This is a genomic window from Phocaeicola acetigenes, assembly GCF_027529745.1.
In the GTDB taxonomy this organism is placed as follows: Bacteria; Bacteroidota; Bacteroidia; order Bacteroidales; family Bacteroidaceae; genus Phocaeicola; species Phocaeicola acetigenes.
Genome location: NZ_JAPZVM010000002.1, coordinates 286,920 through 300,948, shown reverse-complemented (window position 1 = coordinate 300,948; position 14,029 = coordinate 286,920). Strand labels below are relative to the sequence as shown.

14 protein-coding genes are annotated in these 14,029 nt (G+C 38.3%); 5 read left to right on the top strand and 9 right to left on the bottom strand.

The window, feature by feature from the left end; genetic code table 11:
- The gene (locus O6P32_RS03800; RefSeq protein ID WP_269876897.1) at window positions 1-1,575 is read left to right on the top strand and encodes an efflux MFS transporter permease; all 1,575 of its coding nucleotides are present in this window, start codon (window positions 1-3) and stop codon (window positions 1,573-1,575) included.
- A gap of 137 nt (window positions 1,576-1,712) precedes the next feature.
- Here the strand turns inward: O6P32_RS03800 and O6P32_RS03795 are convergent, their stop codons facing one another.
- Both O6P32_RS03795 and mtaB read right to left on the bottom strand, forming a co-directional pair.
- Entirely contained in the window at window positions 1,713-2,729 is a 1,017-nt protein-coding gene (locus O6P32_RS03795) for a glycosyltransferase family 2 protein (protein WP_269876896.1), read from the bottom strand.
- Window positions 2,726-4,042: a tRNA (N(6)-L-threonylcarbamoyladenosine(37)-C(2))-methylthiotransferase MtaB gene (gene mtaB, locus O6P32_RS03790; protein ID WP_269876894.1), complete on the bottom strand. Its 1,317-nt coding sequence runs from the start codon at window positions 4,040-4,042 to the stop codon at window positions 2,726-2,728. Before mtaB ends, O6P32_RS03795 begins: the two co-directional genes overlap by 4 nt.
- Before the next feature lie 219 nt (window positions 4,043-4,261).
- Here mtaB and O6P32_RS03785 point away from each other — a divergent pair, with 219 nt between their 5' ends.
- Entirely contained in the window at window positions 4,262-4,447 is a 186-nt protein-coding gene (locus O6P32_RS03785; protein WP_178266537.1) for a PG1828 family lipoprotein, read from the top strand.
- A gap of 373 nt (window positions 4,448-4,820) precedes the next feature.
- Here the strand turns inward: O6P32_RS03785 and rplI are convergent, their stop codons facing one another.
- The 3 genes from rplI to rpsF are packed head-to-tail and all read right to left on the bottom strand — an operon-like array spanning window position 4,821 to window position 5,908.
- Window positions 4,821-5,270 carry a 50S ribosomal protein L9 gene (gene rplI, locus O6P32_RS03780; protein WP_178266538.1) on the bottom strand — a complete coding sequence of 150 codons (450 nt, stop codon included), beginning with the start codon at window positions 5,268-5,270 and terminating at the stop codon, window positions 4,821-4,823.
- An 18-nt stretch (window positions 5,271-5,288) separates the two neighbouring features.
- Window positions 5,289-5,558: a 30S ribosomal protein S18 gene (gene rpsR / locus O6P32_RS03775; protein WP_005841178.1), complete on the bottom strand. Its 270-nt coding sequence runs from the start codon at window positions 5,556-5,558 to the stop codon at window positions 5,289-5,291.
- A 2-nt stretch (window positions 5,559-5,560) separates the two neighbouring features.
- On the bottom strand, window positions 5,561-5,908 hold the full coding sequence (gene rpsF, locus O6P32_RS03770; protein ID WP_007563184.1) for a 30S ribosomal protein S6: 348 nt from the start codon (window positions 5,906-5,908) through the stop codon (window positions 5,561-5,563).
- Between the two features lie 294 nt (window positions 5,909-6,202).
- On the opposite strand from rpsF, the gene O6P32_RS03765 reads away from it, so the two are divergent.
- Entirely contained in the window at window positions 6,203-6,649 is a 447-nt protein-coding gene (locus tag O6P32_RS03765) for a MarR family winged helix-turn-helix transcriptional regulator (RefSeq protein WP_178266539.1), read from the top strand.
- Window positions 6,650-6,782: 133 nt separating this feature from the next.
- Complete coding sequence (locus tag O6P32_RS03760; RefSeq protein ID WP_178266540.1) at window positions 6,783-6,959, top strand: hypothetical protein; 177 nt, start codon at window positions 6,783-6,785, stop codon at window positions 6,957-6,959.
- 82 nt (window positions 6,960-7,041) lie between these two features.
- On the opposite strand, the gene rprY is transcribed toward O6P32_RS03760, so the two are convergent.
- The 3 genes from rprY to O6P32_RS03745 all read right to left on the bottom strand — a co-directional run bounded on the left by rprY (window position 7,042) and on the right by O6P32_RS03745 (window position 11,718).
- A complete protein-coding gene (rprY, locus tag O6P32_RS03755) occupies window positions 7,042-7,740 on the bottom strand; it encodes a response regulator transcription factor RprY (protein WP_178266541.1) in 699 nt (232 codons plus the stop codon).
- A 1-nt stretch (window position 7,741) separates the two neighbouring features.
- The gene (locus tag O6P32_RS03750; RefSeq protein ID WP_178266542.1) at window positions 7,742-9,292 is read right to left on the bottom strand and encodes a sensor histidine kinase; all 1,551 of its coding nucleotides are present in this window, start codon (window positions 9,290-9,292) and stop codon (window positions 7,742-7,744) included.
- Between the two features lie 266 nt (window positions 9,293-9,558).
- A complete protein-coding gene (locus tag O6P32_RS03745; protein ID WP_178266543.1) occupies window positions 9,559-11,718 on the bottom strand; it encodes an elongation factor G in 2,160 nt (719 codons plus the stop codon).
- A gap of 368 nt (window positions 11,719-12,086) precedes the next feature.
- Between O6P32_RS03745 and hemW the strand changes: the two genes are divergently transcribed.
- A complete protein-coding gene (gene hemW / locus O6P32_RS03740; RefSeq protein ID WP_269876880.1) occupies window positions 12,087-13,220 on the top strand; it encodes a radical SAM family heme chaperone HemW in 1,134 nt (377 codons plus the stop codon).
- Here the strand turns inward: hemW and O6P32_RS03735 are convergent.
- Entirely contained in the window at window positions 13,217-13,993 is a 777-nt protein-coding gene (locus tag O6P32_RS03735) for a glycoside hydrolase family 16 protein (protein ID WP_269876878.1), read from the bottom strand. The genes hemW and O6P32_RS03735 overlap by 4 nt on opposite strands.
- Window positions 13,994-14,029 lie beyond the last annotated feature (36 nt).

Sequence of the window (14,029 nt, the reverse complement as noted above, 5' to 3'; positions counted from 1 at the left end):
ATGTCTGGGCCTCAATTTCCTACACGTGTAATGATGTTCCGGGACTTTGTCCCGGATAAACTACGCGTATTTCTATGCCTGTTCTTTGCTGTTGTATTCCAGTTCAGTGGAGGGATTTATTTATCTTCCGTATCGCACATGGTAGGTTCGCTGGCTTTGATGCAAGAAGATATTATGATGGCCGGATACGCCTCGTTTGTGGGTATGACTGTCGTATTTCCCATTTTGTTCCGACTGAAGTTCCGGTTTACTACACGCAGTATCCTGTTGGTAATATGTCCGGCTTTGATATTGTGCAACGTGGTGACGATGCATACAGACAATCTTCCTATAATGGTCTTTTTCTGTTTCATCGTCGGTATTCTCCGAATGTGGGGTACATTCGAAGCCCTATCTAATGTCCAGCTAAGTATTACTCCAACACGTAACTTTGCCGTCTTTTTTCCTGTAGTATATCTCATTGTCTTGGGAAACATACAACTTTCGGGATTGACCACGGTGTACTTGGGATATTGGGCAAACTGGCACTACATGCATTGGTTCATCATTGGTTTATTATTTGTGGTATGGGGACTTACAGCAGGGTTTACACGCCATTTCCGCTTCATGAAACCCATGCCCCTATTCGGGATAGACTGGCTGGGAGGTGTTTTATGGGCTATATTCCTGTTAGCTACGATATTTGTATTTGAATATGGAAAATTTTATGATTGGTACGACTCAATACAAATTGTTACAGGAACTGTCATTGCTATCATCGCACTTGCCCTGAGTGTTCATCGAATGATGGTAAGAAGACATCCTTACATCTCGCTGGAAGCTTTCAGATACAAGAATCTGACCTCATTATTATTTCTGTTTCTGATGCTTTGTTTCTTTCTGGCTTCTCCCAATGTACTGCAGAATATATTTACCGGAAGTATTTTAAAATACGATGTACTGAACGCGGTTTCTCTGAACTGGTGGAATCTGGCAGGAACAATTATTGGAGGAGCAGTCACTTACCTATGGCATGCGCGTTACCATGGAGGATATAAGGTTCCGGTATTCTTGGGATTTGCTCTGATAATCGGCTATCAATGCTATATGTATTTTCTGATAGATCCTAATCTGAATATAGAATGCCTGTATCTGCCTACAATGATGCGTGGCACCGGTTATATCATGCTTTATATATCCCTTACAGTATATGTAACATCGATTGTACCCTTCCAGCACTTTTTCCAGGTATTAGCTATTTTAGGATTTGTGCGGACAGGATTTGGCTCTGTATTAGGAAGTGCAATATACAGCCGGATAATGCAATACCTTATACCCGAGAATTTCCAGACTATTTCCATGGAACTAGATGTGGTGAACACGGCTATTAACGAACACGTATTTACCGGAATATATGCAGAAGCAGCCAAACAAGCTATTCTTGTAAGTCTGAAAGAAATGTACGGATGGGTATGTATTATCGGTATTGTTTTTCTATGTCTGATTTTATGCGAGAAGTTCTTGAACAGGAATATCGTAGGAAGGCTTCCCCGTATCCGACGCATCAAGCAGATTATGCAACGTGAAAGAGTTTAATAACTTTCTCTGTATGAAATAAAAAACAACTGGTTGTTCTCAACAGGAGAAATTACAACCAGTTGTTTTTCTTATGCCTACAACAGCATTCTTTGTCTTTATAAACTTAATAGCAGATCTATTTAACAATAAAAATATTACAATTCAGAGAAAAATTTCTTCCCCTTTAGCTTCGACTGCCATAAAATACTGAATATACGGCGCTCTGGGATATTCTTTACGACAGTCTTATTCAAGTTTTCACAACGATCTGCTTCAAACTGAGGACGCATCTTCATGAAATCTTTTCTGGCCTGCATCACTGCTTTTGCATTTTTCCAGTCTCTTTTCAACAGGAAAAATATCATTGCCAAATAATCCAAGCACATACGAACGCGCATCACCGAATCCAGTTCGGATACAGGAAGATTCTTATAGAGCATCAGCAGATTATTGCGGAAATTAAGATAAGTTTTACGCGGATTTTCTTTCTTTAAGGTAGCTCCACCTACATGGTATACCGTACTGGATGGAATACAGAAAATCTGATACCCCCGACTACGTAAACGCCAACATAAATCTATTTCTTCCATATGGGCAAAGAAACGTCCGTCAAGCCCTCCTACTTCACGATAAACAGATAAACGGATAAACAAAGCTGCACCAGTAGCCCAGAAAACAGGAGAAACCGAATCATACTGTCCTCTATCCTCTTCTACTTCATCGAAAATACGGCCACGACAAAACGGGTATCCATATTTATCGAGAAATCCTCCCGAGGCACCTGCATATTCAAACTTTTTCTTTTCTCTGAAACTCAAAATTTTAGGTTGGCAGGCTGCTACATCGGGATGTGCATCAAGATAGTTTACAAGAGGAGATAGCCAATCTGGAGTTACTTCCACATCGCTGTTTAAAAGTACTGCATAGCAGGCTTCTATCTGCGACAAAGCTTTATTATATCCATCGGCAAAACCATAATTGCGATCCAGACGAATAAGATGTACACTAGAGAATTCTTCTTCTATCACACGACATGAATCATCGGTGGAAGCATTATCAGCCACATAAATCTCCACTCCTTCTGCTTGAGAACCACTTATCACAGAAGGCAAAAAACGACGGAGCATTTCGGCTCCATTCCAATTTAATATGACTACTGCAACTTTTGTCATAGGATTGTTCCCTTCAAAGATGTTCCATCTTCATTGAATTCGCCCAAACGAACACGAACGAGATGATTGTCCAACGCATCATCGTGTTCCAACTCTACTCTGATATAATTATCTGTAAAGCCATGCATTGGAGCCCCGGCTTTCGACTTTTCCATCAACACTGTAGCTTCACGACCAATATGACGGGCATAAAAAGCATGAGTCTTTTCTTCCGACAAGGACAAAAGACGCTGGCTACGTGCATGCTTATCTTCCGGAGATACCACATAGTCTATCTTCAAAGCCTGTGTTCCAGGACGCTCCGAATAGCTAAACACATGCAACTGAGTGACATCCAATCCTTTTATAAATTCATAGGCCTGTTCAAAATATTCAGGAAGTTCACCTCTTGTTCCTACGATGACATCTACTCCAATAAAAGCATCCGGCATCAGCGACTTGATTTTTGCTATCTTCGACGCAAACAAAGCTGTATCGTAACGACGGCGCATCAATTTCAAGACTTCGTCCGACCCCGACTGCAAAGGAATATGGAAATGTGGCATAAAACGACGGGAACGCGATACATATTCAATAATTTCATCCGTCAGCAAGTTAGGCTCAATGGACGAAATACGATAACGTTCAATTCCTTCTACCTCATCCAATGCTTTCACCAAATCGAAGAAAGTCTCTCCCGTAGATTTTCCAAAATCACCAATATTGACACCAGTCAATACAATTTCCTTCCCTCCTTCGGCTGCTACCTGACGAGCCTGTTCTACCAAATCTGCAATTTTACCATTGCGGCTTCTTCCACGCGCAAAAGGAATTGTACAATACGAACAGAAGTAATCACAACCATCTTGTACTTTCAGGAAATAACGTGTACGGTCTCCTCTTGAACAGGAAGGTGCAAAAGTACGAATATCTTTGGTAGCTGTAGTCACAGCTGTTCCATGTTCATGTTTAGTCAAATCGCCAAGATAATCCATTAAATTACCTTTCTGTTCTGCTCCCAACACCAGATCCACACCTTCTATATCGGCTACTTGTCCTGGTTTCAATTGTGCATAGCAACCAGTTACCACCACAAAAGCATTAGGGTGTTCCTTTGTCAGGCGGTGAATAGCCTGGCGACATTTCTTATCAGCCATCTCTGTCACCGAACAAGTATTGATTACGCAAATATCTGCTTTCTCTCCTTTACGTACGGTACGTACTCCGGCTTCTTTTAAAGCTTTTCCGATAGAAGATGTTTCAGCAAAATTCAATTTGCAGCCTAAAGTATAATAGACTGCTTTTTTATCCTGAAATATAGTTGTATCAATCATTTTTTTAAACTCCGTTATAGATATACATTGAGTATACAAAGTTACTCATTATTCTTTGAACAGAAGCCCCCAAAGTGGGGTTACAACATAAAAACATATTTTAAAACATATTTTTTTGAAAAAAAGTTGCATGTTGGAGAACAACGTATCAGAAAAGTCTATATCTTTGCATCGTTTTAAGAAAACAACTAAGTATTACAGATTAAAAAAGCAAAGAAAATGAAAAAATTAGTATTCTTGTTCGTAGCATTCGTTGCTGTATCTTTCGCATCTTGCGGTGGTAACCAGAAAGCAAACTCTGAAGCAGCTGATTCTTCAGCAGTTGTAGTAGAAGAAACTGTAGTAGCTGACACTGTTGCTGCTGTTGCTGACACTGTTGCTACTGACTCAGTAGTTGCTGAATAATTTACGAACAGTAGAGAGAATTGAAAGTCTGAGTGCTTAGCACACAGACTTTTTTTATGTCCATACGTAAGCTTCTAACAACTTTCTCTTTATTTTTCTTTCTCCAATATTCATTAATTTTACTTTACTTGAAAAACTGTTTTCAAGAATTTCTTTTTCTACCAGACTGATATTTTCATCATTTCGTATACAGCCATAAAATGGTCATGCGAAAATTCTATATACTCCAAAGAATTCAGGATTATCTACTTTTTTCACTTTTATCTTTGAATATACAGCTTTTAAAATTTTCAAGACACAACTATATATAAAAAAGAACCCCGAACAGATTACTCTATTCGGGGCTTTTATCAAGTATTTACAGATAGCAAAATTAAGCTTCTTCTGCAACAACTTCGAAAGGAATTTCTACAGAAACTTCCTTGTGAAGTTTAACAACTGCTTTGTAGTGGCCAACTTCTTTCACAGCTTCTTTTACAACGATAATCTTACGATCGATGTTGTGACCCAATTTAGCCAATTCTTCAGCAATCTGAATGTTACCTACAGAACCGTAGATAGCACCAGTAGCGCTAACTTTAGTAGCAATTTTCAAAGAAACATCTTTCAATGATTCTGCTACAGCTTCAGCATCTTTCTTAATCTTTTCCAGTTTGTGAGCACGCTGTTTCAATTCTTCAGCCAACATTTTCTTTGCAGCTGGAGAAGCGATTACAGCTTTGCCAGTCGGAATAAGATAGTTACGACCATAACCTGATTTAACGGTTACAATATCATTCTTGTAGCCCAAGTTAACTACGTCTTCTTTCAAAATCAATTCCATATTCTTACTCCTCCTTTATTATTTCATCATATCAGTTACGAAAGGCAGCAAAGCCAAATGACGAGCTCTCTTCACAGCCTGTGCAATACGGCGCTGGAACTTCAATGAAGTACCTGTGATACGGCGTGGAAGGATTTTACCCTGTTCGTTCAAGAATTTCTTCAAGAATTCAGGATCTTTGTAGTCGATATACTTAATACCACTCTTTTTGAAACGGCAGTATTTTTTCTTCTTAACGTCTACTGAAGGCGGAGTTAAATATCTGATTTCTGATTGTTGCTGTGCCATGATTAGTTTTCCTCCTTTTTAGTTGATTTAACATTTCTTCTCTTAGCAGCATATTCTGCAGCGTATTTATCCATCTTGAATGTCAAGAAACGGATAACACGTTCGTCACGACGGTAGTTTACTTCCAATTTTTCGATTACCGACGGTTCTGCTTTAAATTCAATCAGCTGATAAAAACCAGTAGATTTTTTCTGAATTGGGTAAGCCAATTTCTTCAATCCCCAGTTTTCTTCGTTGATGATCTCCGCACCTTCCTGAGTCAGGATAGCTTTGAACTTCTCTACCGCTTCCTTCATCTGAACATCAGACAAAACGGGAGTTAAAATGAAAACGGTTTCGTATTGATTCATACTATTCGTTAATTAAATTATTAATAAATAAATTTTTCAATTGCGGTGCAAAGGTAGAACTTTTTTCTCTTATATACAACACCTTATTGCTTTTTATCCAAAATTAATATCTGTCTACAAGCATCTTTTTTCATATTTTTTATTCACAACTATATCATATCAAGTAAAATCCTCCAATAAAAAGTTCAAAAGAGGGCTAAGAAGCTATATATAAGAGAGCTTAAATTTTCATTTTACTCTTCTATATTTCATAAAACTGTCGTATCTTTGCATAGTTGCTTAAACAATAATTAGATGATAGAACAATTTAATTTTGATATTCAACTTATTTTTGCCATCCTAAACGGAAAAGTATCCGCAGCAATCAATAGAAAGCTAAGCCGAAATTTTCGGCAGAACGGAATGGACATCACTCCCGAACAATGGACAGTATTGCTTTTCTTATGGGAAAAGGATGGAGTAACACAACAGGAGTTATGCAATGCAACGTTTAAAGATAAGCCTAGTATGACTCGACTGATAGACAACATGGAAAAACAACATCTGGTAGTACGTATCTCGGATAAAAAGGATCGCCGTACCAACTTGATACATCTTACCAAGACGGGAAAAGAACTGGAAGACATGGCACGCTTCATTGCAAACAAAACCCTGAAAGAAGCATTACACGGTCTGACACTGGAAGAATTGCGTATAAGTCAGGATGTTTTAAGGAAAATATTTACAAATACAAAAGATTAAGTTACAATTATCTGTAACCTGCGAAAGATATTTGATTTTGACCTCATTTTTTCTTTAAAATAATTTTCTTGATACAAGAATTATGCTTTTCTTTGTAACCAAGAATAATAAACCATTAAAACAGAAGACACACATGAAAAGCTTATTAAAGAACTTAGGAGTGATATTGGTCATCATTGGTGCTGTGATTCTGATTGCTTCTTATGCAACCGGTAATGTGAACAACAACACTATTTTGGGAGGCTCTTTGGCACTCACTATTATCGGACTTATTACTTATATCATTTGCAACAAACGTATTGTTGACTGATATTTCTTCAAAATCAAAAGAAATAAAAAAGCCTGAATCAAACAATTTGATTCAGGCTTTTTTATATTTCATCACTCATCTCTTATTCCTGTTCCGGAGTAATCAGTTTATATCCCTTTCCATGAATATTGATGATTTCAATTGAATCATCTTCCTTCAAATGCTTACGCAATTTAGTAATGTATACATCCATACTTCTTGCGTTGAAGTAGTTGTCATCAATCCAAATTGTTTTCAATGCAAAATCACGCTGCAGAATTTCATTGGCATGGGCACATAACAAGCCTAACAGTTCTGATTCTTTTGTAGTCAATTTAGTCTGTTTTCCATCAATTGCCAAAATCTGCTTCTGTGTATCGAAAGTAAAACGACCAATCTTATAAATATTACTTTCCTTATTACGTTTACCACGTACACGACGCAAAATTGCTTCAATACGGAAAGTCAATTCTTCCATACTGAAAGGTTTGGTAATATAATCATCTGCTCCAATCTTAAATCCTTCCAATATATCTTCTTTCAGTGTCTTTGCAGTCAGGAAAATAATAGGAATTTCAGCATTTGCCTGACGAATTTCCTGTGCCAAAGTAAATCCATCCTTCTTAGGCATCATTACATCCAACACACATAAGTCATACTTATTTTTCAAAAAAGCTTTGTAGCCAGCTTCACCATCCGGACAAAGTTCTGCAGAATAGCCCTTTGCCTGCAAATATTCTCTTAAAAGCATGCCAAGATTCTCATCATCTTCGCACAGCAAAATACGCAATTTTTCGTCCATATTATTCGTCTTTAAATAAAGGTAATACAATAATAAATTTAGTTCCTACATTCAGTTCACTCTCAGCACGTATTGTTCCCTTGTGATCGGTTATGATTTTCTTCACATAGGCCAGTCCTAAACCAAAACCTTTCACATCATGTAAGTTGCCGGTATGAACCCGATAGAACTTTTCAAATATCTTCTTTAAGTTTTCTTTCTTAATACCAATACCATTATCCTCTATAGAGATATGCAATTTACCAGATTCATTCCATGTCCGAACCTTGAGATGTATATTCACATCTGCTTTCTTATATTTCAAAGCATTATCCAACAAATTGAATATCACATTTGTAAAATGCATTTCATCTACAAAGATAAATGGATCATCTGCATCCAGCGCCACATCTAAGGTTCCATTACAATTCTCTACTTTCAGTCGGAAGGTATTAGTAACACCGTAAATCAGTTCATTGGCGTCTACTTCCTTCTTTTTCAAGGTTGCCTTCTGGCGTTCAAACATAGACATCTGCAATACCTTTTCAACCTGGAAACGCAAGCGCTTTGTTTCATCATTAATAACACCTGATATATGCTTAAACATAGCAGGTGACTTACCTACAGCAGGATCGTTCAACATCTGCGCAGCCAGTGATATGGTAGATATCGGAGTCTTAAACTCATGCGTCATGTTATTAATGAAATCATTCTTTATCTCTGTCAGTTTCTTCTGCCGGAAAATGATATAAATGGTAAAGATAAAGGTCACCAGCAATACCAATGTAAAGATAAGGGAGGGAATCATAAATCTTACCGAACTGAAGATATAGCTATTGATAGTAGGGAAGAACACATTTACAAATCCCATTTTTGCTGGAGGATCTTTCTCAAAGAGCAGACGCGAATAGATTTTCTCATTATCGTACACATAGTCAGAACAACGGTACACCTCTTTACCATTACGGTCAGTCACAGAAAAATGATAAGGAATATCTATTCCATTGTTTAACAGCTCTGCTTTCAGAAAATGATTCAACTGATTAAAATTCACACGTTCTCTTAAAGGCTTATCACTTGCTGTATAAAGAATGTTATAAACTACCTCATCAAGCAAAGCACGCTGATAAATATAACGCTCCTTTAAGATTTCCTGCAATGCACGAGAAGTTTGAGGAATATTCTTTCCTGTTGAAATTACCACTTTAGGAACACTGGAAGGACGATTGGTAATCGCTTTCAATTCAAAAGTAGAATACATAGTCGTACCATCAGGAGCTGTAATCTTATAACGATGCTGCTCTACTAAATTATCTGTCTGATCCAACACTCGTCCTACAGGCGATAACTGTCCGGCACGTCCGGTAGCTGCAATATCTTTTTCAAGATACTTCTTTGTTTCTACCAACTCTAAATTATGAACAGCCTGAGCAAGACTTCGTCCTACATTCTCTTCGAACTGTTCCTTGCGCATCTTGACCATCTCTTCGATATAGCTTACCTGCAAATAAAGCAAACTAAGAAAAGAAAGGCCCATCACAATACCTAATATCCAAATAGTTGACTTTTTCATAGGGGCAAATTTAACAGCCTAACTATTACAAAATATTCAGCTTAACATGTTTTAAACCAGAATTTCTTTTATATTAACAGAATTCATCATTCAAGTTATCTTTTTCTACACTACAAACTGGTTTTCGACTCCTATTAATGCAAAAATAATAAAACTTTAAATTAACAACAAATAAAACTACCTAATTGTTTAAGTTTAGTTAAATAAAAAAGGCCGTATTTTTAAGAAATACGACCTTTTTACCTATAAAAACAACAACTTGAGAATTACGCGTCCTCTTTTTCCTGTTCTTCGAATTCTTTCATCAACTTATTCTGTACATCAGTTGGTACCAATTCGTAACTTGCAAACTTCATAATAAACGAAGCACGACCACCTGTCAGTGAACTCAACGCTGTAGAATAATTAGACATTTCTTTCAAAGGTACTTTTGCAGCCAGTTTTTCATATCCTTTTTCACTGCTCATACCCATAATCATACCTCTACGTCCTTGCATATCGCTCATTACATCACCTAATTTATCGCTTGGAACAAAGACTTCTACATCATAAATAGGCTCAAGAATCTTCGGACCTGCATTTTTAAAGGCTTCACTAAAGGCCTGACGTCCGGCAAGCATAAATGAAATTTCATTTGAATCTACCGGATGCATCTTTCCGTCATAAACAATGACACGTACATCGCGTGCATAAGAACCAGTCAACGGACCTTGTTCCATACGACTCATAATACCTTTCAAAATAGCAGGCATAAAACGAGCATCAATTGCTCCACCTACTACACTATTTACAAACACCAGTTTACCACCCCATTCCAAATCGATGGTTTCAGTGCCTTTCACATTCATTTTGAATTCTTGTCCATTGAACTTATAGAGTTCGGGGGCAGGCATACCTTCATAATATGGTTCTACAATCAGATGCACTTCACCAAACTGTCCTGCACCACCCGATTGCTTCTTATGACGATAATCTGCACGTGCAGCTTTAGTAATTGTTTCACGATATGGAATCTTAGGTTCAAAGAATTGTACCTGAAGTTTTTCATTATTTTCCAAACGCCATTTCAAAGTACGTAAATGGAACTCACCCTGACCATGCACTAAAATCTGCTTCAACTCTTTAGATTGCTCTACTACCCATGTCGGATCTTCTTCACGCATACGATTCAAAACAGCCATCATCTTTTCTGTATCAGCTTCATTTACCGGTTTGATAGCACGTGTATATTTAGGATTCGGATATTTAATAAAGTTAAAGCGATTCTCACAATCCTTTCCGTTTAGGGTATTTCCTGTTTTCACATCTTTCAGTTTCACAGTACATCCAATGTCTCCAGCCCGTAATTCGTCTACCTTTTCACGGTTAGCACCTGCACATACATACAACTGAGCCATACGTTCTTTCGAGCCTCTATCCGCATTACTCAAATCATCACCCTCATGCACAACACCACTCATTACTTTAAAGTACTGCACATCACCAATATGAGGTTCTACTGCAGTCTTAAAGAAATACAAAGAAGTTGGAGCATCAGCCTTAGGTTCTACTGGTACTCCACGGGTATTGTGTACTGTAGGCATTTCATCTACAAACGGCACCACATTACCAAGGAATTCCATCAGTCGGCGTACACCCATATCTTTACCGGCACATACGCAGAATACAGGGAACATACCTCTTGCCGCCAATCCTTTGCGGATACCTTCACGCATTTCATCTTCGGTCAAAGACTCTGATTCGAAGAATTTTTCCATTAATGTTTCATCGTGTTCGGCAGCAGCTTCTACCAATGCTTTATGCCATTCCATCGCCTTTTCCATTTCCTCTTCGGGAACCGGTTCGATGGTTGGAGCTCCTCCTTCAGGACCCCAAGAATATTTTTTCATTAAAAGTACATCAATCAACGAATTGAAGTCGGGTCCTGTACTTAACGGATACTGAACCGGAACTACTTTAGAGCCATAATTCTCTTTCAACTGTTCCAATACACGGTCAAAATCACATTTTTCATTATCAAGCTGGTTTACCAGGAAGATTACCGGTTTACCCAGTTTTTCCGTATAGCGGAAGTGATTCTGCGTTCCAACTTCGGGACCATACTGACCATTCAACAAAAGAATTGCAGTATCAGTTACATTCAATGCCGTAATAGCAGCTCCTACAAAGTCGTCACTTCCCGGACAGTCGATGATATTCAGCTTTTTACCATTCCACTCTACATGATAGACAGTAGAAAACACCGAGTAGCCATACTCTTGTTCTACCGGAAAATAATCGCTCACTGTGTTTTTGGCAGTAATTCTGCCACGACGTTTTATAATACCACTCTCATAGAGCAAAGCTTCTGTGAGGGTGGTTTTACCTGAGCCATCATTGCCAAGGAGGGCAATGTTTTTAATTTCGTTGGTCTGATATACTTTCATGGTATTTCAAGATTTAATTAGTAAACAAAAGGATATGCTTTTCATATCTCTTAAAGTGATGCGCAAATTAGAAAAATAGAATCAGAAAAGCAACAATTCAATTCATGTTACTAAACTATGTTATTAGACACACATATACATTTATAATACTTTTCCTCTTACATTTCACCATCTTTTCATAAGTATAAAATATCGTTCTACATCACTTTCACTCAAAAGCTTGCTTTTGACTTGGTACTGCCTCACCTTTGCTTATCCTTGAATAGGATAAGAGGCGCTTGGTATAGTTCAAACTTGAAAACCATATTTTCGTTTGCCTCTACTCTCACCTTTCGCTATCTTTGCCGAAGAAATAAAAATCCACAACTATGGCAGGTATTTATCTTCACATTCCGTTTTGTAAGAAACGATGCATCTATTGTGATTTCTTTTCTTCAACAAGAAGTGAAAAGAAAGCTGCTTATATTGATGCACTGTGTCAGGAATTGGAATTACGACGTGATTATCTCGACGAAGAAAGAATAGAAACCATTTATTTCGGAGGAGGAACTCCATCACAACTTGCCAAAGAGGATTTTGAACGTATTTTTTCATCCTTATATAAAATATATCCTATCAGTCCAGAAGCAGAAATTACATTGGAAGCTAATCCTGATGATTTAAGTCCGGAATACATACACATGTTGCGTACCTTGCCTTTCAACCGGCTTAGCATAGGGATACAGACATTCAACGAAAATACACTGAAACTGCTTCAACGACGTCATACGGCTCAGCAGGCCATTGAGGCCTTCATTCGGTGCCGGGAAGCCGGTTTCCACAATATCAGTATTGACCTGATGTATGGCCTTCCAGGAGAAACCATGGAAAGTTGGGAGAAAGACCTGCAACAGGCTCTTGAAATGAAACCCGAACATATTTCAGCCTATCATCTGATTTACGAAGAAGGTACCCCTTTGTGGAAACTGCGACAACAACATCAAGTAGAAGAGGTAGAAGAAGATCTCAGCGTTTCTCTCTTTACCACACTCATACACCGACTGAAAGAACATGGATACCAGCATTATGAAATCTCCAATTTTAGCCTTCCCGGCTTCCATTCACGTCACAACTCCAGTTACTGGACGGGAAAAAAATATTTAGGATGTGGCGCCTCTGCCCATTCCTATAATGGCCATTCCCGCCAATGGAACGTAGCTTCTATTGAGAAATACATTCAAGGTATTGAACAAAAAAAACCGGAGTACGAGATAGAAGAACTCGATCTGTACACCCGGTATAATGATTTTGTGATTACTACCATCCGCACCTCTTGGGGAATGCCCCTATCCAAGTTAAAGTCCGATTTCGGTGATTCTCTCTACCAATACTGCTTGCGGATGGCTCAGCCTCACTTAAAACAAGGGAAGTTAGAGATAACCAATCATGTCCTGCGCCTGACCGAATCGGGTATCTTTGTATCCGACGGAATCATGAGTGATATGCTTTGGGTAGAAGACTAGCGTTTTCGGTAATATTTCACCCAATCCACCCACATCTCTACCGGAAGATCTTTCGGGTCGACCTGTCCTACCCATGAGCCTCCAAGTTGCATATCAATCAACAGATAGTAAGGACAATAGAAGGGAAACTGTCCAGGTTCATCAGTTTCAATACGAGGATAAGTAAAAGTATGACTACCGTTGACTGCAAAGACCAAACTATCTGGATAAATATCTACAGAATAAATATTATAATCCTGAGGATTGATGGCATGTGTTCCAAAATGAGGTGGAATGGTATCGTTACCATTTCCTTTCAGCGTATAAGAAGAATGTACGGTCTGGTAAGCAATTGTATCATAATTCAAACGTTCCATGATATCAATTTCTCCTCCATCAGGCCATTTGATATTTTCAGGAAGCATCCATATCGCCGGCCAGACTCCACGTCCCGCCTGTAACTTGGCTCTTATTTCCATTCTTCCACCTGTAAACATTTGTTTTCCTTGTGTATAAAGTCCTCCGGTGAGATATTGAGCCGTATCATTCTTTTGAGTATAATTCACAATACCCCTCAAGACCAGATTACCGTCACGCAAAGCATAGCATGAATCAAAATCAGACATATAATTATCCCAGTCGGATGTTCCCCGAGGTATTTTGCTCCAGCACATTGTATCAATTACCTCTCCGTCAAACTCATCCGACCATACCAACTCCCATTCATTCGTGTTTTTCGTACAAGCAGTAAGCATGCAAAGTAAAGCAGCTACCGATAAAAGTGTCTTTCTCATATAGTATTTGTTTCTTGATAAAATGATGGCAAATGT